Source organism: Schumannella soli, from assembly GCF_006517435.1.
In the GTDB taxonomy this organism is placed as follows: domain Bacteria; phylum Actinomycetota; class Actinomycetes; order Actinomycetales; family Microbacteriaceae; genus Schumannella; species Schumannella soli.
Genome location: NZ_VHQG01000001.1, coordinates 679,406 through 705,967 on the forward strand (window position 1 = coordinate 679,406; position 26,562 = coordinate 705,967).

Here is a 26,562-nt window from a genome sequence, read left to right on the forward strand (position 1 = left end):
GCTCGCATCGCTCCGGTCGGCGACCCCCGCCAGACGGGTGCAGGCGGAACCGGCGCGACGTCCGCTGCCGACGCGAGCCGCGCATCCACCACCTTGCCGCCGGAGGCCTCCCTGCTGACCGAGCGCGAATCCGAGGTGCTCGGGCACGTCGCCCGGGGGCTGTCGAACGCCGAGATCGCGGCCGAGCTGGTGGTCGGCGAGGCGACGGTGAAGACGCACGTGTCCAACGTGCTGCTCAAGCTCGGCGTACGCGACCGCGTGCAGGCCGTCGTGTGGGCCTACGACTCGGGCTTCGTGGCGCCCTCCGCCTGACGCGTCCCGCCCCGTCGCGGCGCAGTCGTGCCGCGCCGCCGCCGACGCCTCCGCGGCGAAGGTGGCCACGAACGCACGCTCGTCCCGGCGTGTCCCGTACATCTCTGGCCACCCACGAAATCCGCCGACGCCGTGTGGCCACGGGCGCGCGCGCACCGCGACCCGCGCCGCGCGCCCACGCCTCCCCCGTGAGGTGGAGAGCGCCGCGGCGCACGTCGCCGAGAGACCCGACCCAGGGCTGAGGCGCGCGGCATCCGACATCCGTAGCGTCGGAGCATGCTCGAAGTCAGAGGACTCCAGAAGAGATACGGCGCCCGCGCGGTGCTCGACGATGTCGGGTTCGATGTCGTCGAGGGACGCATGACGGGCTTCGTCGGCGGCAACGGCGCCGGCAAGACCACGACGATGCGCATCATCCTGGGGGTGCTGGATGCGGATGCCGGAACCGTCGCGCTCGACGGCGCCCTGCTCGGCGGCGGCGACCGCCGACGCTTCGGCTACATGCCCGAGGAGCGCGGCCTGTACCCGAAGATGAAGCTCACCGAGCAGCTCGTCTACCTCGCGCGGCTGCACGGCTTCGACGCCGCCGGCGCGAAGCGCAACGCCGACGAGCTGATCGACCAGCTCGGACTCGGCGAGCGCCGCGACGACGAGATCGAGAAGCTCAGCCTCGGCAACCAGCAGCGCGCGCAGATCGCCGCGGCGCTCGTGCACCGGCCCGAGGTGCTGATCCTCGACGAGCCGTTCTCGGGCCTCGACCCGATCGCCGTCGACACCGTCGTGGGCGTCCTGAAGGATCGTGCGCTGGCCGGAGTCCCCGTGCTGTTCTCGAGCCACCAGCTCGACATCGTCGAGCGCCTCTGCGACGACCTGGTGATCATCGCCGGTGGCACGATCCGCGCCTCCGGTTCGACCGCATCCCTGCGCGAGCAGCACTCCGGCCTGCGCTACGAGCTGCTCGGCTCGGCCGACGCGGGCTGGCTGCGCGAGCAGCCCGGCATCCACGTCGCCGAGTTCGACGCCGGCTTCGCCGTGTTCGACGCCGACAGCGAGGCGGCCGTGCAGGCCGTGCTGCGCGAGGCGGTCAGCCGCGGCGATGTCCTGACCTTCGCCCGCCAGCAGCGTTCCCTCGCGCAGATCTTCACGGAGGTCATCCAGTGAGCACCGCCACCTCATCCCCCGCCCGCCCCGGATCCGCCGGCCCCGACCGCGCGCCCGCCTCGCCGAGCCTCGCGCAGGCCGCCGGCCTCGTCGCCGGCCGTGAGATCCGCGCCCGGCTGCGCAGCAAGGCGTTCCTGATCTCGACCGGCATCCTGCTGCTGCTCGTGCTCGGCGGCATCATCGCCAGCAACCTGATCGGCGCCAACGCGGGCCCGACCAAGGTCGCCGCGGTGGGCCAGGCGCAGCAGCTGCTCGACGGGCAGAAGGGCCTCGCCGTCACCGACGCCGCCGACCGCGCCGCCGCCGAGAAGCTCGTGAGATCGGGCGAGGTGGATGCGGCGATCGTGCCCGACGACACCTCCCCGACGAAGCTGACCATCGTCGCGAACGACGAGGCGCCCGGGTCGCTCGTGCAGCAGCTCAGCGTGACCCCGAAGGTCACGCTGCTCGACCCCGACGCGAAGGACGGCAACCTGCGGTACCTGGTCGCGCTCGCCTTCGGCATCGTCTTCTTCTCCGCCGCGATGACCTTCGGGCAGACGATCGCCCAGTCGGTGGTCGAGGAGAAGTCGACGCGCGTGATCGAGATCCTCGTCGCCGCGGTGCCGGCTCGCGCCCTCATGGCGGGCAAGGTGCTCGGATCGTCGGTGCTGGCCTTCGGGCAGATCGCGCTGATCGCCGCTGCCGGAGTCGTCGGGCTGACCGTGACGGGTCAGACCGAGATCCTGCAGCTGCTCGGCGCCCCGCTGGTGTGGTTCGTGGTGTTCTTCATCTTCGGATTCGTGCTGCTGGCATCCCTGTTCGCGGCGACCGGCGCGATGGTCTCCCGCCAGGAGGACATCGGCTCGACCACGACCCCGGTGACGATGCTCGTGATGCTGCCGTACTTCGCGATCGTCTTCTTCAACAGCAACGCGCTCGTCGTGAGCGTCATGTCGTACGTGCCGTTCTCGGCGGCGATCGGCATGCCGCTGCGGCTGTTCCTCGGCGACGCGCAGTGGTGGGAGCCGCTGATCGCCCTGGTGGTGCTGATCGCGTCGACGCTCGTGGTGCTCGCGATCGGCTCGCGCATCTACGAGAACTCGCTGCTCAAGCTCGGCGCCCGCGTCGAGTGGAAGGACGCGCTGCGCAAGTAGGTCTGAAACCACAGGTGATCTGAACAGCAGGTGGATGCGCGCTCGCGACGGAGGCGCATCCACCTATGTTCGTGGGGTGCCCGACTCCTCGCCGCTGCTCTCACTCGCCTCGACGCCGTTCGTCGCGCTGACGACCTTCCGCCGCAACGGCGAGGGCGTGTCGACGCCGGTGTGGATCGCCCGCGACGGGGATGCGCTGGTCGTCATCACGCCGCTCGGCACCGGCAAGCTCAAGCGGCTGAAGAACGACGGCCGGGTCACGGTGCAGCCGTGCGGGCGTCGGGGCACGGTCAAGTCGGATTCCCCGCTGGTCGAGGCCCGGGCGACCGTCAGCTCGGACGCCGCCGACGTCGAGCGCGCGACCGCCGCGGTGCGCGCGAAGTACGGCGCCGAGTACCACGTGATCATGTTCCTCGAACGGCTCTTCGCGCGCGGACTCGGCGCGAACAAGCCGCGCGCCGTCATCCGAATCACCGCCTGACCGCGGCCCCTGTCCCGCCGACTGATCCGCCCCCGCTGCGACGCGCACGGATGCCGGCCACCGTCGCCGCGAAGCGATATTGCGTCCTGACCTCGGCTCTCACCGGTTTCCGTGCACGCCGCACACGATGCCGCCGCGCCCTCCGATGCCAGGATGGAGCCCGTGACCGAGCGCCTGCATGACCCCGACTACCGCGGATTCGCCAGCGACAACTACGCGGGCATCCACCCCGAGGTGCTGGCGGCCATCGCCGCCGCCAACGAGGGCCACCAGGTCGCCTACGGCGAAGACGTCTACACCGAGCGTCTCGGCGAGGTCATCCGCCGCGAGTTCGGCGCCGAGGCCGAGGTCTTCCCGGTGTTCAACGGCACCGGCGCGAACGTCGTGTCGCTCAAGGCGATCCTGCCGCCGTGGGGCGCCGTGATCGGCACGGCGAACGCGCACATCCACACCGACGAGGGCGGCGCACCCGAGCGCGTCGCCGGCGTGAAGATCTACCCCGTTCCCGTTCCGCACGGCAAGCTCACCCCCGAGCTCATCGCGACCGAGGCGTGGGGATGGGGCGACGAGCACCGCGCCCAGCCGCTCGCCGTCAGCATCACCCAGTCGACCGAGCTCGGCACCGTCTACACGCCCGACGAGGTGCGCGCGGTCGCCGACTACGCCCACGGCAACGGCATGGCCGTGCACATGGACGGCGCGCGGCTCTGGAACGCGGCCGCCGCCCTGGGCGTTCCGTTCCGCGAGTTCACGAGCGAAGCCGGTGTCGACATCCTCAGCCTCGGCGGCACCAAGAACGGCGTGCTCGGCGTCGAGGCGATCGTGCTGATCGACCCGCAGGCCGGCACCGGACTGAAGTACCTGCGCAAGCTGTCGATGCAGCTCAGCAGCAAGATGCGCTTCGCGAGCGCGCAGCTGCTGGCGCTGTTCGAGGATGCCGGCGACGGCTCCGGCGACTCGCTCGGCATCCGCTCGGCGAAGCACGCGAACGCGATGGCGGCGCTGCTGCGCTCGAAGCTGGATGCGGGGGTCACCGACGGCTCGATCCAGGGTCTCGGCTTCAGCCAGGAGACCCAGGCGAACGCCGTGTTCGCCGAGCTCGACGGCGCATCCGCCGACCGCATCCGCGAGAAGGTGCGCTTCTACGACTGGAACCGCGACCTCGGTCAGGTGCGCTGGATGACCGCCTGGGACACCACGGAGGCCGACGTCGACCGCTTCGTCGCGGCGGTGCGCGAGGAGCTCGGGCGGTAGGACGGCGGTCCCCGAACCTGCGCGGCCGGAGCGGCTGCCGGGCGGTCGCGCGGCGGGATCATCCTGCGGGCCCGCGGCGTCATCCTGCGAGCTGACGTGCGCCGGGCGCGGGTCCGCTGGGATCGGGGCATGACCCCGACGATTCGCGCGACCTCCGCGAGGCGCGCGGCAAGCTCCATCCGCACGACTCCGCCGGCGCGCGCATGAGCTGCGAGATCCCGGCGATGCCGGTGCTCGTGCCGCTCGCGGCGATCGTGTTCGCGCTGCTGCTCTGGAGGCTGCGGCGCCACGGTGCGCTGACCGTTCCGCGTGTCGTGCTCGCCGCCGCGCTCGTCGTCTACGGCGCCGGCGTGCTGCGCTCGACGCTGCTGCCGGCCGACATCCTCATCGGATCGGCCCGCGACGATCTCGCGCCGCTCTCGGTGCTCGTGAACCTCGTGCCGCTCATCGACGTGCCGGCCGATCCGAGCGGGATGCTGCTCAACGTCCTGATGTTCGCGCCGGCGGGCGTGCTGCTGCCGCTCGTGCTGCGGCGCCCGACCGCGGCACGCGTCATCGTCGTCGCCCTCGCCCTGAGCCTCGGCATCGAGCTGACGCAGCTGCTCGGCGACGTCACGATCAGCACCGGCCGCATCTTCGAGCTCGACGACCTGATCGGCAACACGGCGGGTGCGGCGCTCGGCTTCGCCGCGTTCCGGCTCGCGACGCGCGTGCCCGCGATCGGGCGGATGGCGACGGCGCTGGCCTGGCCGAACCCTGCGGCGGCGACGCCCGCTGGCCGGCCGGCTTCCGCGTCGGCATCCGCGCCCGCATCCGCGCCGACCCGAACCGACGAATGACGAGGGACCCGGGTCGATCGACCCGGGCCCCTCACCTGCTTCGCCGCGCGATCCTGCCGGAGATCGTCAGCGCCGGTCGCGCGTGGCGTCGAAGTTCGGGCGATCGGCTTTCACCGAGAACGCGCCCGTGTAGCCCTCGCGGATCCGCGCGGCCTCCATGATGCGCTTGCGCTGCAGGAACCAGCCGAGGATCAGCAGCGGGATGAGCACCACGAGCGAGGCGAGAACCCATCGGCCGGACTCGCTGAACGCCTCGCTGATCAGCACGAATGCGAGGAACGCCAGCGTCAGGTAGGCCGTGAACGGCGCCCCGAACAGGCGGAAGTGCGGACGGGTCGCCTTGCCCTGCTTCGCCCATCTCTGCAGCTGGATCTGGCAGATCATGATCGTCGCCCATCCGCCGATGATGCCGAGCGCGGCCACGTCGAGCACGACCTTGAACGCCTCGCTCGCGCCCAGCCAGGCGTTGAGGCCGATGCCGAGCAGAGCGATCCCCGCGGTCAGCAGGATGCCGCCGTAGGGCACGCCGGACTTGTTCATCACGCCGGTGAACTTCGGCGCCGAGCCATTCGCCGACATCGAGCGCAGGATGCGTCCGGTCGAGTAGAGCCCCGCGTTGAGGCTCGACAGGGCGGCCGTCAGCACGACGAAGTTCATGATCGAGGCGATCGTGGCGCTGAGCTCCGGCCCGCCGACGTGCGAGAAGAACGTGACGAACGGCGAGGTGTCCTTGTCGTACTCGGTGAACGGGAGCAGCAGCGAGAGCAGCAGCACCGAGCCGACGTAGAAGATCGCGATGCGCACGATGACCGTGTTGACGGCCTTCGGCATGACCTTCGCCGGCTCCTTCGTCTCACCCGCGGCCGTGCCGACGAGCTCGATCGCGGCGTAGGCGAAGACGACGCCGGTGATGGCGAGCACTCCCGGGATCGCGCCGAGCGGGAAGAAGCCGCCGTTCTCGGTGATCACGCTGATGCCGGTCGGGCCGACATCCGTCTTGCCGACGAAGATGAGGAACACGATGCCGACCACGAGGAAGGCGACGAGCGCTGTGACCTTGATGAGCGCGAACCAGAACTCCATCTCGCCGAAGACCTTCACCGAGACGAGGTTGAGTCCGAGCACGAGCGCGAGCGCGACGAGCGAGGTGACCCAGGTCGGCAGGTCGTGCAGGAAGGGCACGTACTTGCCCCAGAACTGCACGTAGAGAGCCACCGCGGTGACGTCGACGATGGCCGTCGTCGCCCAGTTGAGGAAGTAGAGCCAGCCGGCGCCGTAGGCGATCTTCTCGCCGAAGAACTCGCGGGCGTAGCTGACGAACGAACCCGACGAGGGGCGGTGCAGCACGAGCTCGCCGAGCGCGCGCAGGATGAGGAACGCGAAGAAGCCGCAGATCAGGTAGACGATCGCGAGCGCGGGGCCGGCGTCGTGCAGACGACCTCCCGCGCCGAGGAAGAGCCCGGTGCCGATCGCGCCGCCGATGGCGATCATCTGGATCTGCCGGGGCTTGAGCGACTTGTGGTAGCCCGCGTCCTCGCCGTCGAACTCGTGCTCGGCGTGACCGCGGTCGCCCGTCGTCTCTCGCTCGTTCTCGAGGCGGTCGGCGAGGTCGGCGACCTCCACGTCACGATGCCGCTCGGGGCTCGGCGTGGTCGCCGGGCTGGGGGCGGCACCGGGAGCGCCGTTCGGGGTTCCGCTCGCTCCGGCGCCGTTTCCGGGCGCGCCAGAGCCTCCGTCTTCGTCGGTCACGCGGGGTCCTCTCTGCAGGGATGGGCCCGCCGGGGGACGGGCCGTTCGGAGCTTCGGGTGAGCCGTGAAGACACGTTAGACCCGCGGATGCGCCGCGCGCGATTCCCGCAGGCCCGGCGCACGGGCGACCCGAGGGTGAAGTGTCAGACGTCGGAGAGCAGGGCGTCGACCGCGGAGGGCGCGAGGGAGGGGTTGCGGGCGCCGCGCACGGTGACCGCGAGCGCCGCCGCCGCGGTCGCGCGACGTGCGGCGGCGGTGAGGGCCGCGAGGTCGAGGGATGCGGCACCGCGGTCGGGGGCTGCCGACGCGGACGCGAGCCCCGCCGCCAGCACCCCCAGGAAGGCGTCGCCGGCGCCGACGGTGTCGACCGCATCCACCTCGAACGCCGGCAGGTGGACGGTCTCACCCCCGGCCCGGAGCAGCACGCCGTCGGAGCCGAGCGTGACCACCACCGCGCGGGAGGAGAGCTCCGCCGTCGCCAGCGCGGCCTCGACGGCGGCGCGATCGGCGAGTTCGACAGTGCCAGGGGCGCCGAGCAGCTCGCCCAGCTCCCCCTGGTTCACGACGAGCACGTCGACGCGGGCGAGCAGCTCGGCTGTGACGGGTCGCCACGGCGAGGGGTTCAGCACCACGAGCGAGCGTCCCGCCCAGCGGTCGACCGCGGCCTCGACGACGGCGTCCGGCACCTCGTGCTGCAGGGCGACCACGCGCGGGGCGGCCGCCGCCGGCTCGTCGAGCGCGCGCACGTGATCCGCCGAGAGCAACGCGTTCGCGCCGGGTGCGATCACGATGGCGTTATCGCCCGGAGTCACGAGCAGCACGGCCGTCCCGGTGAGGGCGTCGGGGATGCGCACGAGCGTCGCGAGGTCGACACCCGCATCCACCAGGTCGGCGAGAGCCGTGTCGGCGTCGGACCCGACGGCCGCGAGTAGGGCCGTGCGCGCGCCGAGCTGCGCGGCGGCGAGCGCCTGGTTCGCGCCCTTGCCGCCGCCGCTGCGCCGCACGTCGCGGCTCTCGATCGTCTCGCCGTCGCGCGGAAGCCGGTCGAGCACGAACCCGGTGTCGAGGTTGACCGAGCCGACCACGAGCACGTCGAGCGGGCCGGATGCGGCGGTCGCGCTGGGCTCGGCGCCGGGCTGAGCGGCGGCAGCGGGCTGAGCGGCAACGGCGTCGGTCATGTGCTCACTGTGGCACGCGCGGCGTACGGCTCCGAGATCGAGTCACGTACAGCTGTCTGCATCGCCGCCTCAGCCGCGCGCCGGCACGCCCTCGGCGATCGCGGCGAAGAGCTCCTCGATTCGGGCGCGGTGGTCGGCGGCGATCGCCTCCGTCTCGCGCTCCGTCGCGATCGCGAAACCGTCCGGCCCGGTGTGCAGGTCGGCCGCGAGCAGTCGCTGCGCCGTGCCGACCATGACGGTCGCGTAGCCCTGCAGCACGAAGGCGGCGAGCAGCACCGCATCCCCCTCGAAGCGCGCGTCGGCGGCGAGCTCGGCGGCGAGCAGCGCCTGCAGTCCGGCGGCGATCTCGAGCGCGCGGGCCTGCAGGGCGGGCGAGCCGGCGACCGTTCGGTAGAACCCGGGCGATCCGTGGGCGAGGCCCGACAGCGGGGCCCGTGTGTCGGCGATCTCGAGCAGCGCATCCCGCAGCGCCGCGACGGCCGCGACTCCGTCGGGGCGCTCGCGCAGGGCGTCGCGCAGCAGCTCTTCGGCGTCGACCGTGCGGTCGAAGAAGAGGTCCTCCTTGCGCGGGAAGTGCTTGAACACCGTCACGCTCGACACCCCGGCCGCGCGGGCGATCTCGGCGACCGTCACATCGTCGAAGCCGCGCTCGGCGAACAGCGGGGATGCCGCCTCGGCGATCTTCACGCGCGTCTGCGGTCCGCCGCGGGGTGCGGTTCTGGGCATCCGGGGCTCCTCGCTCTCCCCCGCCGGAACGGGATGCGTCGTCAGAAAGCCCCGCGGATCGGGACGAGCGAGCGGATGCGCACGACGGGATCGCCGAATAGCTTGACTCACTATGCTTACTGACTTAACTTAGTGGCATGTCCTCCACTGAGACCACCGTAACCGGCGCCGTGGACGCCCCTGCCGGCTCCGCTGCATCCGTCGCCGCAGCGCCCGCCGCATCCACCTCGCCCCGCCGCGCCCCGCGCCGCCTGCGCGACGCGTGGATCGCCCTCGCCGGCCTCGCGGCCGTGTTCCTCTTCGAGATGCTCGACAACTCGATCCTCACCGTCGCGCTGCCCACGATCGGCCGCGAGCTGCACGCCTCGACGACGGCCCTGCAGTGGGTCACCGGCGCCTACGCCGTCGTCTTCGGCGGGCTCATGCTCGCCTTCGGCGCCGTCGCCGACCGCTTCGGCCGCCGTCGCCTCATGGTCATCGGCCTCGTGCTGCTCGCCCTCTCGAGCCTCGCCACCGCGTTCGTGCAGACGCCCGCCGAGCTCATCGCCGTGCGCCTCGCGATGGGCGTCGCCGCCGCGATGACCACCCCCGGATCGATGGCGCTCGCCTTTCGCCTCTTCGGCGACGACGCCCTGCGCGTGCGGGCCATCAACGTCATCTCGACCGTCGGACTCGTCGGCCTCGCCATCGGCCCCACCGCCGGCGGCCTCGTGCTCGGCGTCGCGCCGTGGCAGGTGCTGCTGCTCGTCAACGTGCCGGTCGCGGTGCTCGCGATCGTCGGCATCCTGCTCGGCGTCGAGCGCGACCGAGCGGCCGAGCTGCACCGCGATCCGATCGACGTGCTCGGCGCCCTCCTCGGCACCGCGACGATCACGCTCGCGCTCGTCGCCCCGACCCTGTTCGTCAGCGCCTTCGGGCCGGTGGATGCGGCGGGCGCGTCCGCCTCGACCGGTCACTCCGAGCACGCCGCGCACGCCGCCGCGTCGGCCGCCGCCATCGCCCCCTGGATGCCGTGGGCCGCGACCGTCGCCGCCCTCGCGTGCGCCGCGCTCTTCGTCGTGCGCCAGCGCACCGCCCGGCACCCGCTGCTCGACCTGAGCCTGCTCGCGCATCCCCTCGTCGCAAGCGGGCTCGCCTTCAAGGCCGCCGCGACCCTCGCCACCGCCGGCCTCGGCTACCTCGTCACGCTGCAGCTGCAGCTCGACTACGGCTGGCCGCCCGCCCTCGCGGCGCTCGGCCTGCTGCCGCAGGTCGTGGTGCTGATCGCCGGGGGCGCCGCGATCCGTCCGCTCATGCAGCACCTCGGGCTCGACCGGATGGCGTGGATGAGCGCCGCGGCCGTCGTCGCCGGCCTGGCCGTCTACGCGCTGCTGGGGCACCTCGGCTACCCGTTCATCGCGCTCGCCCTCGTGCTCGTCGCGGCCGGGATGCGCGTGGCCGGCGTCGTCGCCGGCACGAACGTGATGCGCGGCCTGCCCGAGAGCCGCTCCACGATCGGCGCCGCCCTCGCCGACACCGCCGGCGAGGTCACGAACGGCGTCGGCATCGCCGTCGTCGGCACGATCCTCGCCGGCATCTTTACCGGGTCGCTCACCGCCGGGCACTGGACGGCCGCGCAGACCGGGCAGTTCCACGCGGCGGTGCAGCTCGGCGGCGGGGCGCTCGCGCTCACCGCCGCCCTGCTCGTCGTCGCCGGCTTCGTGCAGGCGCGCCGCGGTCGCGCCGCCAGCAGCAGCGCAACCGCCACCGCCACCGTTCAGTGACGCAACTCAGGAGATCCGTGCTCTGGTGAGGCACACGCCCCATCTGCGCGCAGATCTCCTGAGTTGCGTCGATCGCGAGGGCGATCCGTCCAGCGCCACCGCCCCGCGACCGCCATTTTCCCGTTCTCTCGTAGGGTGAGCGGGTGAGCAACGACACGCCGCGACCCTGGCTCGACTCGTACGCCGAGGGCGTGCCGCACGAGATCGAGCACTCCGACGAGACGCTGGTGGAGCTGATCCGCGGCTCGGCCAAGGAGTTCCGCACCCGCACCGCGCTCGAGTTCTTCGGCGCCGAGACCACCTACGGCGAGCTGGGCGACCGCATCGACCGCGCCGCCGAGGGCCTGCGCAAGCTGGGCGTGCGCAAGGGCGACCCGGTCGCGATCGTGCTGCCGAACTGCCCGCAGCACGTGGTCGCGTTCTACGCGATCCTGCGGCTCGGCGCGATCGTCGTCGAGCACAACCCGCTCTACACGCCGCGCGAGTTGCGCCACCAGTTCGAAGACCACGAGGCGAAGGTCGTGATCGCCTGGGACAAGACGGTCGCGACCCTGCAGGACTTCCCGGTGGATGTCGCGGCCGAGACGATCATCTCGGTCGACATCACGCGGGCGATGAAGGCGACCACCCGCGCGGCGCTGCGCCTGCCGATCGCGAAGGCGCGCAACGCCCGCGCCGACCTCACCACGAAGGTGCGCGGCACCGTCACGTGGGAGACCCTCGTCGACAGCAAGCGCATCAAGAAGTCGGTGGCGGGTCCGACCGCCGATGACACGGCCGTCATCCAGTACACCTCCGGAACGACCGGAACCCCGAAGGGCGCCGTGCTCACGCACCGCAACCTCACCGCGAACGCGGCGCAGTCGCGCGCGTGGGTTCCGCAGATCGAGCGCGGGAACTGCGTCGTCTACGCGGTGCTGCCGCTGTTCCACGCCTACGGCCTCACGCTGTGCCTGACCTTCGCGATGAGCATGGGCGCGCGCCTCGTGCTGTTCCCGAAGTTCGACCCCGACCTCGTGCTCCCCGTCATCAAGAAGCACCCGCCGACGTTCCTGCCGGCCGTGCCGCCGATCTACGAGCGGCTCACCGTGGCGGCCGCCGCCAAGAAGGTCGGACTCGACGGCATCCGCATCTCCATCTCGGGCGCCATGCCGCTGTCGGAGAAGGTCGTCGAGCCCTGGGAGAAGGCCACCGGCGGCCACCTCGTCGAGGGTTACGGACTCAGCGAGGCCTCGCCGGTCATCTCGGCCAACCCGGTCGCCGACAACCGCAAGGCCGGCACGATCGGGCTTCCGCTGCCGAGCACCGAGGTGCGCGTCGTCGACCGCGAGGACCCGACGCGCGAGGTCGCCGCGGGCGAAGACGGCGAGCTGCTCGTGCGCGGTCCGCAGATCTTCCAGGGCTACTACCGCAAGCCCGAGCAGACGGCCGAGGTGTTCCTCGACGGCTGGTTCCGCACCGGCGACATCGTGCGCATCGACACCGAGGGCTTCATCAAGGTCGTCGACCGCGCCAAGGAGCTCATCATCACCGGCGGCTTCAACGTGTCGCCGAGCGAGGTCGAGGATGCGATCCGCAGCTTCGAGGGCGTCGCCGACGTCGCGGTGGTGGGCATCCCCGACGACCGCGACGGCGAGCACGTCGTCGCCGTCGTCGTGCCGAAGCCGGGCGAGACGGTCGACGAGGATGCGCTGCGCGCGCGGGCGCGCGAGCAGCTGACGCCGTACAAGGTTCCGCGCCAGGTCTTCATCTGGGACGAGCTGCCCAAGTCGCTCATCGGCAAGGTGCTGCGCAAGAAGGTGCGCGACGCGCTCGTCGAGGGGCGCGGCGGCGGCACCGCCTGACCCTCCCTCCTGGGCAGGATCGCGCGGCGATCCTCATATCGCCGCGCGATATCGTGCGGCGCGGTCAGGATCGCCGCGCGATCCTGCAGTCGTCAGCGGGGGCGCGCGCGGGCGCGATCCGAGCGACGCTGGGCGACCTCGAACGACCCCGGATGACGTCATCCGGGGTCGTTCCGCGTCACCCGCCGACCCGCCCCGTCACGCGCCGCCGCGGCCCGTAACCGTCGCTTCCGCGCATCCGTCTCCCGTGTCTACCGTGCCTCACCGACACCCCGAGGGAGAGGGAGAACCGTGACCGACACGACACAGAGCACGAGCACCGCGCACGGATCGGCGGCGCATGCGCTGACCGACCGCTGGCAGGGCGTCGCCCGGCCGATCGACGCCGCCGGCTGGATCGACCGCGCGCGCCAGGTGGCCGACATCCTCGCCGCCGACGCCGTCGAGCGCGACCGCGCCGGCGCGGCGCCGCGCACCGAGGTGGGGCTGCTCAAGGCCTCCGGTCTCGTCACCCTGCTGGGGCCGACGCAGCACGGCGGCGGCGGGCAGACCTGGGATACGGCCTACCGGGTGATCCGCGAGGTCGCCCGCGGCGACGGCTCGATCGGGCAGCTGCTCGGCTACCACTACCTGTGGGCGTGGGCGGCCCGGCTCGTCGCGACCGAGGAGCAGATATCCGCCGTCGAAGAGCTCGCGACCTCGACCAACGCCTTCTTCGGCGGCGCGGTCAACCCGCGCGACGCCGACCTGACGATCCACGACGAGGGCGACACGCTCGTCTACAACGGCCGCAAGTCGTTCTCGACCGGCGGGGTCATCAGCGACCTGACCGTGCTCGAGGGCGTGATCGAGGGATCGGAGACGCACGTCTTCGCGATCGTTCCGACCGAGCAGCAGGGCATCCGCTTCGCCCACGACTGGGACAACCTCGGCCAGCGCCTCACCGAGTCGGGGTCGGTCGAGATCAAGGATGTGCGGGTCGACTGGGCGAGTGCGGCCGGCTTCGTCGACAAGCAGTTCCAGCCGCTCGTCTACAACACGCTCAATGTGCCGGCCATCCAGCTCGTCTTCGCCAACTTCTACCTCGGCATCGCGCAGGGCGCCCTCGAGCGCGCCGCCGCGTACACGCGCGAGAACTCGCGTGCCTGGCCGTACGGCGGCGACGACAAGGGCCGCGCGACCGAGGAGTGGTACATCCTCGAGGGCTACGGCGAGCTGCAGTCGAAGCTGTGGGCCGACGAGGCGCTGCTGGATGCGGTGGGCGCCGAGATCAGCGAGGTGCTGCACGCCCCGCGCGAGCAGCTGACCGAGCGGCGCCGGGGTGAGATCGCGGTGCGCATCGCGGCCGCGAAGGCGCGCATCGTCGACGACGGACTCGACGTCGCCACGAAGGTCTTCGAGCTGACCGGCGCCCGCGCCTCGGCCAGCGCGGTCGGACTCGACATCTTCTGGCGCAACCTGCGCACCCACAGCCTGCACGACCCGGTCCCCTACAAGCGGCGCGAGGTCGGCCGCTACGCCCTGCTCGGCGAGATCCCCGAGCCCACCTGGTACACCTGACGCCCCTCCGCTTCCCCTCGACGACCCCGCGAGCACGCGGGGGCCCGGCTCGGCGCCGCTCCCGACCGGGCCCTCGTGCCGCCGCCCGATGGGGCCGGGGTCGCCGAGGGGATCGCGTGAGCCCCCTCCCGCATCCGGCCACGAGCCGCCGCGGGAGAGGGCTTCCGCACGCGCACGCCTCCGGGTGGGCTGAGCCGGCACCGGTCGGGCGGATGCGCGGAGTAGCGTGCGCCGCATGAGATTCGGCATCTTCATCCCCCAGGGCTGGCGTCACGACCTCGTCGACATCGAGCCGGCCCAGCACTGGAACGTCATGAGCTCCCTCGCGTCCGCCGCCGACGCCGGACCGTGGGAATCCCTCTGGGTCTTCGACCACTTCCACCCGGTTCCGCAGCCGACCGACGAGGCCGTGCACGAGGCGTGGACGCTGATGGCGGCGTTCGCGGCATCCACCTCGCGCATCCGCCTCGGCCAGATGTGCACCTGCATGAGCTACCGCAACCCCGCCTACCTGGCGAAGGTCGCGGCGACGGTCGACATCGTCTCGGGCGGACGCACCGAGATGGGCATCGGCGGCGGCTGGTACGAGCACGAGTGGCGCGCCTACGGCTACGGCTTCCCGTCGGCGGGCGAGCGCCTGGCGCGACTGGACGAGGGCGTGCAGATCTTCAAGCAGGCGTGGGAGACCGGCGAGGCGACCCTCAACGGCAAGCACTACCAGGTGGAGGGCGCGAAGGTGCGCCCGCAGCCGCTGCAGACGGTCGTGGATGGTCAGCCCGGCATCCCCCTCTGGATCGCGGGCGGAGGTGAGAAGGTGACGCTGAAGATCGCCGCGAAGTACGCGCAGTACACGAACTTCGCCGGCGACGCGGAGACCTTCGAGCACAAGAGCGCGCTGCTGCGCGAGCACTGCGCGACCGTCGGAACCGACTTCGACGCCATCACGCGCAGCTCGAACTTCCAGACCGTGATCGGCGCGACCGAGGCCGAGGTGAGCGAGCGCATCGACCGCATCGAGGCGCGCGTGAAGCCCTACCTGGGGGATGACGGCGCCGCCGGCTACGTGGCCGACCTGCGGAACGGCGGGCAGCTGACGGGCACGCCCGAGCAGATCGTCGAGAAGCTGCAGGCGGCATCCGGTCGCGGGCTCGGCTACGCGATCCACAACTTCCCTGAGTCGGCTTACGACCGCTCGGGCGTGGAGCTGTTCGAGCGGGAGGTCATCCCCGCGCTCGCCTGAGCGCGCCGTGCATTTGGCTCGCGCATCCACCGATCGGGGGATGCGGAATCAACCGGCGCACGGCTGTTCGCCGCGCGCGGGCGCCGCGACGCTTAGGTGCATGAGCAGAGACAGCAGCGGATCCGGCGCGAGCGCCGGCACGAGCAGCACTCCCGCCGGTGGCCGAGTCCGCACCGCCGACCCCGTCGTGCGGGTGCGCGGACTCACGAAGCGCTACGCCGACCGCAACGCCGTCGACGGCATCGACTTCGACATCGAGCGGGGCGAGACCTTCGCCCTGCTCGGGCCGAACGGCGCCGGCAAGTCGACCACGATCGAGATCCTCGAGGGCTACCGCCGTCGCACCGGCGGCGAGGTCAGCGTGCTCGGCGTCGACCCGAGCCGGGGCCGCCTCGACTGGCGCGCCCGGCTCGGCATCGTGCTGCAGAGCTCGGGCGAACCGGCGACCGGAACCGTGCGCCAGGAGCTGCGGCACCGCGCCTCCTTCTACCCGAACCCGCGCGACGTCGACCAGACAATCGCCGCGGTCGGCCTCGACGACAAGGCCGACGCCCGCGTCGGGAGGCTCTCGGGCGGGCAGCAGCGCCGACTGGATGTCGCGCTCGGCGTGATCGGACGCCCCGAGCTGCTCTTCCTCGACGAGCCCACCACCGGCTTCGACCCCGAGGCGCGGCGCCAGTTCTGGCAGCTGATCCGCGAGCTGTCGGCCGAGGGCACGAGCATCCTGCTCACCACCCACTACCTCGACGAGGCGGCGCAGCTGGCCAGCCGGGCGGGCGTGATCGCGGGCGGGCGGATGCGCGCGCTCGGGCCGCTCGACGAGCTCGGCGGGGCTGCGGCGCGCGTTCCGATCGTGCGCTGGCGGGATGCCGCGGGCGCCCTGCACGAGCAGCGCACCGAGCGCCCGGCCGGCCTGGTCGCGCACCTGCAGAGCGAGCTCGCGCGGGATGCGGCGGCCGGGTCGAGCGCGGGCGCCGCGACCGAACTGGAGCCGCGCGGCCTCGAGGTCGTGCGTCCCAGCCTGGAGGACATCTACCTGCAGCTCATCGCCGAGGTCGAGCGCGAGGATGCGGCGGTTGCCTCGGCGGACACCCCCAGCACGAGCCCCGACACCACGAAGCCCGGCACCACGAAGCCCGAGGAGGTTCGCGCATGAGCGCCGCGACGACCACCGAGAACCGCGCCCCGCGCATCCCGAACCACCCGGACTCCCCCGGAGCCTCCGGCCGCCCCGGCGCCCTCGACCGCTCCCCCGCGCGCACGCTCCGCCTCGGCCTCGAGCGGGCGCGCTACGAGATCGCCGCCTATTTCCGCCGGCGCGATGCGCTCGTGTTCACGTTCCTGTTCCCGATCGTGATGATGTCGATCTTCTCGGCGGCGTTCGCGAACCTGAGCTTCGGGCCCGCCGGCTCGGAGATGAACGTCGCCCGCTACTACCTGCCGGCGATGCTGGCCGCGGGCATCCTGCTCAGCGGCGTGCAGAACCTCGGCGTCGACATCGCGGGCGAGCGCGGCGACGGCACCCTCAAGCGTCTCGCCGGAACCCCGCTGCCGGTCGCGAGCTACTTCATCGGCAAGCTCGGCCAGGCCCTGGTGACCGCGACCGCGCAGGCGGCGCTGCTCATCCTCGTCGCCCGTGTCGTGTTCGGTGTCGCGCTGCCGACCGAGCCGCAGCGCTGGCTGACCTTCGCGTGGGTGTTCCTGCTCGGGGTGCTGACGAGCGCGGTGCTCGGCATCGCGATCTCGCGGCTGCCCCGCAGCGGACGCAGCGCGACGGCCGTGATCGTGCCGGTGACGATCGTGCTGCAGTTCATCTCGGGCGTGTACCTGCAGTTCTCGCAGCTGCCCGAGTGGCTACAGAACACGGCGAGCGTGTTCCCGCTGAAGTGGCTGGCGCAGGGGATGCGGTCGGTGTTCCTGCCCGACAGCTTCAAGTCGCTCGAACAGGCGTCGAGCTGGCAGCTGCCCGAGGTCGCGATCGTGTGCGGCGTCTGGCTCGTCGCCGGTCTCGTGCTCTGCCGTCTCACCTTCCGCTGGATCCGCGAGGATGGCTGAATGAGGCACCTCGGCTGGACGATCGCGGTCTGCGTGGTCGTCGGCGCGCAGGCGCTGATCTGCGCGTGGTTCGTGTTCGTCGCGGGCGCCGGCAGCATCCAGCTGCTGCGCGGCGCGGTGGGTCTCGCCGGCGCGGTCCTGCTGCTGGTCGCATGGTTCACGCTCGGCCGACGCTGCGACGAGCGACGCGAGCTCGCGGTCCCGTTCGCCGTGATCGTGGTGATCTGGGCGGCGGCGGCGACCTTCGCGCATCCCTCGTTCGCGGCGCTCCAGTGCCTCGCCTTCCCGCTGATCTGGATGTCGCTCGACGGCCGCCGGCGCGCGATCACGGGCAGCGTCGTGCTCGCCGTCGCGGTCGGCATCGCGATGGCGCAGCGCGACTTCGTTGGCGGGGCGATCGCGATCCAGGTGGTGTCGCTGGTCTTCGCGGTCGTCTTCGGGCTCTGGATCTCGGGCATCGCCGAGCAGAGCGAGCAGCGCCGGGTGCTGCTCGACGAGCTGCGGGCGACACAGGATGCGCTGGCCGCCGCGCACCGGGATGCCGGGGTCGCGAGCGAGCGCGAGCGGCTGGCGCGCGAGATCCACGACACGGTCGCGCAGGATCTCACCGGGCTCGTGCTGCTCGCCCAGCAGGCCCGCCGCGAGCTGGAGCGCGGGATCGACCCCGCGCAGCTCACCGCGGGGCTCGCCCACCTCGACGCCCTCGAAGACGCCGCTCGCGCCGCGCTCGGCGAGGCCCGGGCGCTCGTCGCGAGCACCGCATCCCCGACGCTCGAGGGCGGCCTCGCCCCGGCGCTGCGCCGCCTCGCCGAGCGCTTCGAACGCGAGACCGGCGTCACGGTGTCGGTGGATGTCGACGTCGCCGCGATCACGCTCGACCGCGACCGCGAGGTGGTGCTGATCCGCTGCGCGCAGGAGGCGCTCGCGAACGTGCGCAAGCACGCCGGCGCGACGCGAGTGCGCCTGACGCTGCGCACCCCGGTCGGCGACGCGGGCCCGATCGGTGATGCACCGACCGCGGCGATCGGCGAGCGCGGCGCGCCCTCGACGACCGATGCCGGTCTCGCGTCGCTCGCGCTCGAGGTGCACGACGACGGGGCCGGCTTCGACGCCACCGCGCCGTCTCCCGGCTTCGGCCTGAGCGGGATGCGCGACCGTCTCGCCCTCGCCGGCGGGGCGCTCGCGGTCACGAGCGACGCCTCTGGAACCCGCGTGCGCGCGACCCTCCCGACGGGAGCCCCCGCATGACCCCGGCCGCTGCTCCCGACGAGCACGCGACACCGCGCATCCGGGTGCTCGTCGCCGACGACCACCCGATCGTTCGGGGCGGCATCGTCGCGCTGCTCGACGCGGCCGACGACGTGGAGGTGGTGGGCACCGCATCCACCGGACTCGAGGCGGTCGAGCGCGCCCTCGCCCTCACGCCCGATCTGGTGCTGATGGATCTGCGCATGCCCGGGATCGACGGCGACGAGGCGACGGCGCGCATCCGGTCCGCGCTGCCGGAGACGCGGGTGCTCGTGCTGACGACCTACGAGAGCGACGACGCGATCCTGCGGGCGATCGAGGCCGGCGCGACCGGGTACCTGCTCAAGGCGGCGCCCGAGGCGGAGGTTCTGGCCGGCGTGCGCGCGGTGGCGCGTGGCGAGGTCGCGCTGGCGCCGTCGATCGCGGCGGCGCTCGTGACCCACGTCGCGCGGCCGGCCGCATCCGCCGAGCCCGTCGTGACCCTGAGCCCGCGCGAGAGCCAGGTGCTCGCGCTCGTCGCGCAGGGGTTCAGCAACCCGCGCATCGCCCGTGAGCTGCTGCTCGGCGAGGCCACCGTGAAGACGCACCTGCTGCACGTCTTCGAGAAGCTCGAGGTGAGCGACCGCACCCGGGCCGTGACCCGCGCGATGGAGCTCGGCCTGCTCTGACGCGCAGAGGGGTCGAGCGGGCGCGGAGTGGAGCCCCCGCGCCCGTTCGAGTCAGGGGCGCGCGATCAGCGGATCACGCGGCGCGGCGGCGCGCGACGACCAGGCGGATGCCGGCGAGCAGAGCCAGCACGGCGAGCGCGGCCGCGAGCATCCAGGCCTCGCCGACACCGGTCGCCGCGAGTCCCGAGCCCGAACCCGAACCCGAACCGGTCGCCCCCGATCCGCCCGACCCGGTGCCGCCGCCAGCGCCGCCGCCCGGCGTCGTGCCGCCGTCACCGGGGTCGACGTCGGCCGCCGAGACCGTGGTCGGCGCTCCGAGGTACCGCGCCGCGCCGTCGGCGCCGATGCCCGTGGCGACGACCGTGTGGTCGCCGACCGCGAAGTCCGCGGGAACCGTCAGCGTCTGCGTGAACGCGCCCGTCTCATCCGCCTCGACCGTCGCGAGCGTCGTCGGCGTCGAGTACAGACCCAGGGTGATGGGCGCGTGCGGGGCGAAGCCCGATCCGCTCACGGTGAAGCTCTGGCCCTGCTCGAGCTGCGCCGGAACCCCGGTGAGCGAACCGGTGAGGGTCGGCAGGATGAGCGGCAGCGGCACGACGGCCGGCTCGGCGACCACGAGGGTCACCTGGGCGGTGGTCGCTCCGGTGGCGTTCGTGGCGGTGATCGTGATGACGCTCGATCCGGCCTCGGCGACCGTGCCCGAGAGGGTGCCGGTGCCGTCGCCCTCGTCGACGAAGTCGACGCCGGCGGGCAGCGGCCCCGCCGTGAGGGTGACCGCGGTCGGGTAGCCGCCCGCGGTGGTGACGGTCGCGCTGAACGGCACTCCGGCGGTCGCGTCGACGCGGGCCGGGCCGGTGACGGCCGCGGTCTCGCCGACCGTGATCGTCAGGGTCTGGCGGGCGACGTGCCCGGGCGCGGTGGTCGCGACGACATCCACGCTCGCCACACCGCCGGTGCCGGTCGCCGGCGTGCCCGACAGCGTGCCGGTTCCGTCGCCGTCGTCGACGAAGGTCAGCCCCTCGGGAACGTCGCCGTCGAGCTCGAGCGAGGCGGGGGTCGGATAGCCGCCGTCGGTGGTCACGGTGAACGATCCGGGCGAGCCGACCGCGAAGTCCGCACCCGACGGCGAGGTGATCGCGGTCTTCTGCTGCACGGTCACGACGAGCGTCTGCGTGCCGGTGCCGTGCTCGTTGCTCGCGCTGAGCTTCAGGGTGAATTCGCCCGCGCTGGTCGGCACGCCGGTCAGCGTTGCGGTGCCGGCGCCGGTGCCGGTGCCGGTGCCGGTGGCGAAGACCAACCCGGGAACGGCGCCGTCGGTCAGCGCGAGGGTCGGCGTCGGCTTGCCCGACGCCGTGATGCTGATGGTCTGCGTCGCCCCGTCACCCGAGATCGTCGCGGTGGCGGCGCTCGTGATGGCGGGTCCGGTGCCGACCGCGAGGCTCGCTGCGGTGGTGGTCGCCGATCCGGTGCCGTTCGTGAACACCGCGCGGAACCACGCGCCATCCAAGTCGGCGGTCGCGGTCAGGCTCAGCGTGCCGCTGGTCTCGTCGGTGATGTCGGCGAAGGTGATACCGCCATCCGTGCTCTTCTGCCACTGGATGCTCGGGGTCGGGTAGCCGGTGGCCGCGGCGCTGAACGCGACCGACGTTCCGACCGTGGTCGACTGCGACGACGGGTCGGAGGTCACGGCGGGCGCCTGCGTCACGGTGAGGGTGAGCTGCTGGGTGGCGGCCGTGCCGACGCCGTTGCCGGCGCTGATCTGCAGCGAGTAGATGCCGCCGCTGAGCGCCGCCGGGGTGCCGGCGAGGGTCGCCGTGCCGTCGCCGTTGTCGGTGAAGGTGACGCCCGCGGGCAGTGCGCCGGTCTCGGTGATCGTCGTGGCCGTCGGATAGCCGGCGGTCGTGGTGATCGTGCGCGAGAACGCCGAGCCGGTCGCGGCGGTCGCGGAGGCCGTCGCGCCGCCGTCGATCGTCGGCGGGGCGTTCACCGTCAGGGTGAAGGGCTGCACGGCGTTCGCGCCGACGCCGTTCGAGGCCGTGATGCTGAGCTGGTACTGCCCGCCGGTTCCGGCGCTCGGCGTGCCCGCCAGGGTCGCGGTGCCGTCGCCATTGTCGACGAAGGTGACGCCCGCGGGCAGCGCGCCCGACGCGGTCAGCGTCGGCTTCGGCGAACCGGAGGCCGTGACGGTGAACGATCCGGCCGAGCCCGTGACGAAGGTGGTCGTCGCCGCGCTGGTGATCGCGGCGGCCTGGCGCACGGTCACGGTGAGCTGCTGCGTGGCGGGGGATGCCGATCCGTTGTCGGCCTTGAGCGACAGCGTCACGGAGTCCGACCCGGTCGGGGTGCCGGCCAGCGACGCGGTTCCGTCGCCGTTGTCGGTGAGCGTGAGTCCGGCGGGCAGGGCGCCGGCCGTGCGCGTGATGGCGGCCGTCGGGTAGCCCGTCGTCGTGATCGTGAAGCTGCCCGCGGTGCCGGCCGTGAAGGTCGCCGACGACCCGCTCGTGAAGGCGGGAGCCTGCGGCGCCGTCACGACGACCTGCTTCGCCAGGCCGCCGTAGGTCACGGTGACGGTCGAACGGCCGGGCGTCGACGGGGTCGTGAGCTGCGCCGAGGCGGTGCCGCTCGAGAGCACGACCGAGGCGGAGTCGAGCGTTCCGGTGTCGGTGCTGAAGGTCGCCGCCTCGCTGAAGGCGCCGAGCAGGTTCGCGGCGAAGGCGGTGCCGGCGGAGTCGCGCACGAAGCTCGCGCCGATCGTCGCCCGCGCGCCCGGAGCGGACACGGTCGCGGGCGTCGCGTCGGCGGTGAAGACGAGCGACGGCGTCACCGGGATGCCGGCCGTGACCGTCGGGCAGCCGGCGCCGCCGGGCGCGGTCGCGCATCCCCACCAGTTCTGCGTCGCGTCGACCGCGGTCGCCGGGCTCGCCGTGACGACCGGGGCGGTGTCGGCGGCGGCGGGGCGGATGTCGTTGTAGTGCAGCGCGGTCGTCGTCGTGTCGACCGCGACCTGGCTGCCTGCGCCGGCGATCGCGCGGTTGCCGATCAGCCGGTTCGAGTTGACGGTCGCGGTGCCCGCGCCCGACGAGGTGCCCGCCGGGGCGAGGCGGATGGCGCCTCCGGCGGCGCCGCCGGTGCCCGTCGCGCTGCCGGTGTTGCCCGTGAACGTCGACCCGGTGATGGATGCGGTCGAGCCGGTCACGCCGGCGACGGAGATGCCCGCGCCGCCCGAGGGGTAGGTGCTCGCGTTCGCGACGGTGTTGTTCGAGAAGGTCGAGTTCGTGACCGTCAGGCTCTCACCCGAGCGTCCCGCTGCGGCCTCGTAGTAGACGCCGCCGCCGGGGCCGGCGTTGGAGCTGTTGCCCGAGATGGTCGAGCCGGTGATCGTGAGCGAGCCGCCGATGAACTGCACGCCGCCGCCGCCGGAGTTCACGGTCGGCGAGGCGTGCGCCTTCACGGTGTTGCCGGTGACGGTCACGTAGAGCAGCGTCAGGCTGTCGCCGGCGACCGACGCATCGGCGCCCGACCCGGCGATGATGCCGGCGCCGCCGAAGCCGCCCGATCCCTGCGATCCCGGCTGCGCGAGGTCGTCGACGCCGCCGCGCACCGTCAGGTCGTGCAGCGTCACCGAGATGCCGCCGACGAGGTTCGGGTCGATGTCGAGAACGCGGTGCTGGCCGTCGCCGACGATCTCGGTCGTGCCGCCGCCCGAGCGCACGAGCGTGATGTCGGCGCCCGGCTTCTGGCCGAAGGCGATCTCGCCCTGGGTCAGCTGGTAGACGCCGCTGCCGATGCGGATGGTCGTGGCCGATGCCGTGTTGCCGGCGACGCAGAGGGCGTTGCGCAGGGTGACCGGCGTGTTCGGCGCGGTCGTCGTCACCGAGGCGTTGGTGCAGGCGCTGTTCGCGTCGCCGTCGGCGGTCGTGCTGACGTCGATCGTCGTCGCGGCCAGCGCCGCATCGGCGGGAAGGGCGACGACGCCGGCGGCGGCGAGCAGCACCGCGAGACCCGCGGCCAGGAACGGGATGCGACCCGCCCGCGGCGAGCGCGCAGCGGGGCGGCGTGCGGGGCCGGGTGCGGGGCGGTCGGCGAAGCGATCCGCCGAAACGACCGAGTCGCGGCGCGCAGCGGCGCCCGGGGTCGGCGTGCTGGTCGTCATGGCCGTCGCGGCCCTCTCGTCGATGCGCGGGTCGGAGCTCGGGCGCGCGCGGAGGATGTCGAGGACTCCGCGCACGGTGACACGCGCGAAGCGAAAAGTACCGCGCGCCCGACGCCGCCGACTACGCGGCGCGGGTGCCCAGTTCGGGGGGTCCGCCGAGGGGGTCCGCGCGGGCGGACGCGCACCTATGCTGAGCGCGCGGCACGCACGTGCCGGCGCGGTGAACCCTGACCGCCCGGATGCCGCACCCTCGACACCCGGATGCCCGGCGCCCGCACCACGGACCCGCCCGCCGCATCCACCCGACAGCGCAGCCTCCGTCAGCGGATGCCGCCACCGCATCCGGAGCATCCATGCAGCTCACCCGCCGCACCGCCGTCGTCAGCGCCGGCGCCGCCGCGCTCGCCGCGGTCGGGGCCGCCGCCGCTGCGGGCGCCGCCCAGGCCGCCCCCGCCACCGCTACCGCTACCGCTACCGCGCCGGCGAGCACCGCCGGGGGCTCGGGCGCCGGCGCCGCGAGAGCCGCCGCGCCGACGACCGCCGCCGCACTCGTCGAGCTGCGCGCCGCCGTGCGCAGCGACTTCGCCCCGCTCGTCGGCCAGGCGCTCACCGCATCCGCCCCCGATGGCCGCACCGGCTCGCTCGTGCTCGACGCGATCGCCGACGTCGCGGGCGCCGCCACCGGCGACGAGAACCGCTTCACGCTGCTGTTCCACGCCCCCGACGACTTCGCCGAGGGCATCTGGCAGCTCGGCCACGACGGCGTGCCGACCAGCGACTTCCTGCTCACCCCGATCGGCCCCGCCGGCGACCGCCGCGCGCAGGCCCTCGTGAACCGGATCTGAGAGGCGAGGCCCCGTGCCCAGTGATCCCTATCTCGGCGACATCATGATGTTCGCCGGCGACTTCGCGCCCCTCGGCTGGCGCGACTGCGACGGCAGCCTGCTTCAGATCAGCGAGTACGACGCACTGTTCGCGATCGTCGGCACGACCTATGGCGGCGACGGCATCAGCACCTTCGCTGTGCCGGACCTGCGCGGGCGGATGCCGATCGGTCAGGGCGTCTATCAGGGCGCGGCGAACCCGCTGGGAACCCGGGTCGGTGTGGAGACCGTGACCGTGACGTCGGCGCAGCTGCCGTCACACACCCACACAGCTGTTGCGACCGAGGGAGCGCCGAGCTCGGCGACGCCATCGGGCCGACGCTGGACCAGCCGAGCCGAATCGCCCTTCAGCTCGCAGCCCCCGACCACGGCCATGTCGACCTCCGCCCTGTCGCCGACAGGCGCAAACCAGCCGCACGACAACATGCCGCCGTACCTCGGGGTGCGATTCTGCATCTGCGTCGAGGGCATCTTCCCGAGCCAGGCCTGAGAGGAGACGACCATGGATCAGCCCTTCGTCGGCCAGATCTCCCTGTTCGCCGGCACCTTCGCTCCCAAGAACTGGGCGTTCTGCAACGGCCAGCTTCTGCCGATCAATTCGAACCAGGCCCTGTTCGCGCTGCTCGGAACCACGTACGGCGGCAACGGCTACCAGACCTTCGGACTGCCCGACCTGCGCGGCCGCATCGCCCTGCACTACGGGCAGTACCCGGGAGGCGCGAACCGCACGATCGGCGAGAACGGCGGCGAGGTCGGGCACGCGCTCACCGTCCCGGAGATGCCCGCGCACAATCACATCCCGGTGGCTTCGAGCGCACCGGGCACGTCTCCGTCACCGGCTGACGCTGTCTGGGCCGCCGGAGCGAAGCCCGCCTACGCCACGTCGGCGGCATCCGCCTCGCTGGCCGGCGGAGCGATCGGGTCGAGCGGCGGTGGCCAGCCGCACGAGAACCGCCCGCCCGAGCTCGCGCTGTCGTACATCATCGCCCTCTACGGCATCTTCCCGAGTCGGCAGTAGGAGACGTCATGGAACCGTTCGTGGGCGAGATCATCGCCGTCGGATTCAACTTCGCCCCCAAGGGCTGGGCACTCTGCAACGGGCAGACGCTGCCGATCAGCCAGAACACCGCGCTGTTCTCGCTGCTCGGAACCAAGTTCGGCGGCGACGGGCGAACCAACTTCGGCCTGCCCGACCTGCGTGGCGCCTCGCCGATCGGGATCGGCCAGGCGCCGGGCCTCAGCAGCTACGTCGCGGGGCAGCGTGCCGGATCTGAAAGCGTCACCCTGCTGGCGTCCCAGATGCCCACCCACACGCACACCCCGGTCGCCGTCGCGGCGGCGGGCGACGTCAGCTCCGCCGCGGGCGCCACCTGGGCCGAGGCTCGCAGCGGCCGCGCGATCGAGCGCGGCTACGCCCCCCGATCCGCTGCCGATGCGACGCTCGACCCCTCGGCGATCGGCGTCACCGGCGGAAGCCAGGCGCACAACAACATGCCGCCGTTCCTCACGGTCAACTTCATCATCGCGCTGCAGGGCGTCTACCCGCAGCGCCCCTGAGGCCTGCGCCTCCGACGTGCGCGCCGGCTCGCGCCGCACGATCTCGACTTCGCCGCGCGATATCGTGCGGCGAATCCAGGATCGCCGCGCGATCCTGTCGACACCATCGCCGCTCGCCGGCTCACGCGAACGACGCCGCGACCCCGTTGCGGTGGTAGTCGAACACGAGGCTCGTGCGGGTGGATGCGACGCTCTGCTGCGCCGAGAGGTGCTCGACCACGAAGGCGCGCACGTCCGAGCTGTCGGCGACGGCGATGTGCACCATGAAGTCGTCGGATCCGCCGAGGAAGAAGAGCTGCAGCACCTGGGGCAGCCGGCGCACCTCCTCCGCGAAGGCGGTGATGCTCTCCTGCCGCGAGCCGGGGCGCAGGGTGACGCCGATCATCGCCTGCAGTCCGCGGCCGAGCCGGCGCTGGTCCACGCTCGCGTGGAAGCCGGTCACGACGCCGCGCTCGACCAGCGAGCGCAGGCGCGCGTGCGCGGTCGACGGGGCGACCCCGAGCGCCGCGGCGAGCTCGGCGTTCGTGATGCGGCCCTCGGCGGTGAGGATGCGCACCATCTCGCGGTCGGTGTCGTCCAGTTCGGCCGGGCGAAGATCCTTCGGCGCGGAATCCGCTTTGGCGCTCGTCATGCGTCCGAATCTAGCGACGAAACCGTCGCATCCGAATCTTCTGCGCCGGTAATCCCGCTGTAACGAATCGCTGTCACGCTGGTGAGCACATCGTCCGTGCCCCACATCGTCGTCAGGAGCCGC

Annotated in this window: 23 protein-coding genes; 18 read left to right on the plus strand and 5 right to left on the minus strand. The window is 72.7% G+C overall.

The window, feature by feature from the left end; all coding sequences use genetic code 11:
- The 6 genes from FJ657_RS03080 to FJ657_RS03105 all read left to right on the plus strand — a co-directional run.
- On the plus strand, positions 1–312 hold a 312-nt coding region (locus tag FJ657_RS03080; RefSeq protein ID WP_219995848.1), incomplete at its 5' end, for a response regulator transcription factor.
- 276 nt (positions 313–588) lie between these two features.
- Positions 589–1,473 (plus strand): ABC transporter ATP-binding protein, encoded by an 885-nt coding sequence (locus FJ657_RS03085; RefSeq protein ID WP_141162186.1) that lies wholly within the window; start codon positions 589–591, stop codon positions 1,471–1,473.
- Positions 1,470–2,609 carry an ABC transporter permease gene (locus FJ657_RS03090; RefSeq protein ID WP_141162187.1) on the plus strand — a complete coding sequence of 380 codons (1,140 nt, stop codon included), beginning with the start codon at positions 1,470–1,472 and terminating at the stop codon, positions 2,607–2,609. Before FJ657_RS03085 ends, FJ657_RS03090 begins: the two co-directional genes overlap by 4 nt.
- Before the next feature lie 76 nt (positions 2,610–2,685).
- On the plus strand, positions 2,686–3,090 hold the full coding sequence (locus tag FJ657_RS03095; RefSeq protein ID WP_255447103.1) for a PPOX class F420-dependent oxidoreductase: 405 nt from the start codon (positions 2,686–2,688) through the stop codon (positions 3,088–3,090).
- A 153-nt stretch (positions 3,091–3,243) separates the two neighbouring features.
- The gene (locus tag FJ657_RS03100; protein ID WP_141162189.1) at positions 3,244–4,344 is read left to right on the plus strand and encodes a threonine aldolase family protein; all 1,101 of its coding nucleotides are present in this window, start codon (positions 3,244–3,246) and stop codon (positions 4,342–4,344) included.
- 203 nt (positions 4,345–4,547) lie between these two features.
- Positions 4,548–5,183, plus strand: a complete 636-nt coding sequence (locus tag FJ657_RS03105) for a VanZ family protein (RefSeq protein WP_141162190.1) — start codon at positions 4,548–4,550, stop codon at positions 5,181–5,183.
- 66 nt (positions 5,184–5,249) lie between these two features.
- On the opposite strand, the gene FJ657_RS03110 is transcribed toward FJ657_RS03105, so the two are convergent.
- The 3 genes from FJ657_RS03110 to FJ657_RS03120 form a co-directional block, all read right to left on the minus strand.
- The gene (locus FJ657_RS03110; RefSeq protein ID WP_439653930.1) at positions 5,250–6,806 is read right to left on the minus strand and encodes an amino acid permease; all 1,557 of its coding nucleotides are present in this window, start codon (positions 6,804–6,806) and stop codon (positions 5,250–5,252) included.
- A gap of 269 nt (positions 6,807–7,075) precedes the next feature.
- A complete protein-coding gene (locus tag FJ657_RS03115; RefSeq protein ID WP_141162191.1) occupies positions 7,076–8,110 on the minus strand; it encodes a PfkB family carbohydrate kinase in 1,035 nt (344 codons plus the stop codon).
- Between the two features lie 69 nt (positions 8,111–8,179).
- Positions 8,180–8,836, minus strand: a complete 657-nt coding sequence (locus FJ657_RS03120) for a TetR/AcrR family transcriptional regulator (RefSeq protein ID WP_141162192.1) — start codon at positions 8,834–8,836, stop codon at positions 8,180–8,182.
- Positions 8,837–8,973: 137 nt separating this feature from the next.
- On the opposite strand from FJ657_RS03120, the gene FJ657_RS03125 reads away from it, so the two are divergent.
- From FJ657_RS03125 to FJ657_RS03160, 8 genes are all read left to right on the plus strand, one after another.
- The gene (locus FJ657_RS03125; protein ID WP_141162193.1) at positions 8,974–10,599 is read left to right on the plus strand and encodes an MFS transporter; all 1,626 of its coding nucleotides are present in this window, start codon (positions 8,974–8,976) and stop codon (positions 10,597–10,599) included.
- Between the two features lie 143 nt (positions 10,600–10,742).
- Positions 10,743–12,443 (plus strand): long-chain-fatty-acid--CoA ligase, encoded by a 1,701-nt coding sequence (locus FJ657_RS03130; protein WP_141162194.1) that lies wholly within the window; start codon positions 10,743–10,745, stop codon positions 12,441–12,443.
- A gap of 291 nt (positions 12,444–12,734) precedes the next feature.
- Entirely contained in the window at positions 12,735–14,003 is a 1,269-nt protein-coding gene (locus FJ657_RS03135; RefSeq protein ID WP_219995849.1) for an acyl-CoA dehydrogenase family protein, read from the plus strand.
- Between the two features lie 235 nt (positions 14,004–14,238).
- Positions 14,239–15,243, plus strand: a complete 1,005-nt coding sequence (locus tag FJ657_RS03140; RefSeq protein WP_141162195.1) for an LLM class F420-dependent oxidoreductase — start codon at positions 14,239–14,241, stop codon at positions 15,241–15,243.
- 100 nt (positions 15,244–15,343) lie between these two features.
- Positions 15,344–16,399 (plus strand): ABC transporter ATP-binding protein, encoded by a 1,056-nt coding sequence (locus tag FJ657_RS03145; protein WP_141162196.1) that lies wholly within the window; start codon positions 15,344–15,346, stop codon positions 16,397–16,399.
- Complete coding sequence (locus tag FJ657_RS03150) at positions 16,396–17,298, plus strand: ABC transporter permease (protein ID WP_141162197.1); 903 nt, start codon at positions 16,396–16,398, stop codon at positions 17,296–17,298. The genes FJ657_RS03145 and FJ657_RS03150 overlap by 4 nt, the downstream gene beginning before the upstream one ends.
- Entirely contained in the window at positions 17,299–18,546 is a 1,248-nt protein-coding gene (locus FJ657_RS03155) for a sensor histidine kinase (RefSeq protein ID WP_141162198.1), read from the plus strand.
- A complete protein-coding gene (locus tag FJ657_RS03160; protein ID WP_141162199.1) occupies positions 18,543–19,214 on the plus strand; it encodes a response regulator in 672 nt (223 codons plus the stop codon). Before FJ657_RS03155 ends, FJ657_RS03160 begins: the two co-directional genes overlap by 4 nt.
- Before the next feature lie 73 nt (positions 19,215–19,287).
- Here FJ657_RS03160 and FJ657_RS03165 read toward each other — a convergent pair whose 3' ends face one another.
- A complete protein-coding gene (locus FJ657_RS03165) occupies positions 19,288–23,442 on the minus strand; it encodes a beta strand repeat-containing protein (RefSeq protein WP_141162200.1) in 4,155 nt (1,384 codons plus the stop codon).
- A 278-nt stretch (positions 23,443–23,720) separates the two neighbouring features.
- Here FJ657_RS03165 and FJ657_RS03170 point away from each other — a divergent pair, with 278 nt between their 5' ends.
- From FJ657_RS03170 to FJ657_RS03185, 4 genes are read left to right on the plus strand one after another with little or no spacing between them, the layout of a single operon-like run.
- The gene (locus FJ657_RS03170; protein WP_141162201.1) at positions 23,721–24,212 is read left to right on the plus strand and encodes a DUF6916 family protein; all 492 of its coding nucleotides are present in this window, start codon (positions 23,721–23,723) and stop codon (positions 24,210–24,212) included.
- 13 nt (positions 24,213–24,225) lie between these two features.
- Complete coding sequence (locus FJ657_RS03175; RefSeq protein ID WP_219995850.1) at positions 24,226–24,741, plus strand: phage tail protein; 516 nt, start codon at positions 24,226–24,228, stop codon at positions 24,739–24,741.
- Between the two features lie 12 nt (positions 24,742–24,753).
- Complete coding sequence (locus FJ657_RS03180; protein ID WP_141162202.1) at positions 24,754–25,269, plus strand: phage tail protein; 516 nt, start codon at positions 24,754–24,756, stop codon at positions 25,267–25,269.
- Positions 25,270–25,277: 8 nt separating this feature from the next.
- Complete coding sequence (locus FJ657_RS03185; RefSeq protein ID WP_141162203.1) at positions 25,278–25,808, plus strand: phage tail protein; 531 nt, start codon at positions 25,278–25,280, stop codon at positions 25,806–25,808.
- A gap of 121 nt (positions 25,809–25,929) precedes the next feature.
- Here FJ657_RS03185 and FJ657_RS03190 read toward each other — a convergent pair whose 3' ends face one another.
- Positions 25,930–26,439 carry an Lrp/AsnC family transcriptional regulator gene (locus tag FJ657_RS03190; protein ID WP_141162204.1) on the minus strand — a complete coding sequence of 170 codons (510 nt, stop codon included), beginning with the start codon at positions 26,437–26,439 and terminating at the stop codon, positions 25,930–25,932.
- Positions 26,440–26,562: the final 123 nt, after the last annotated feature.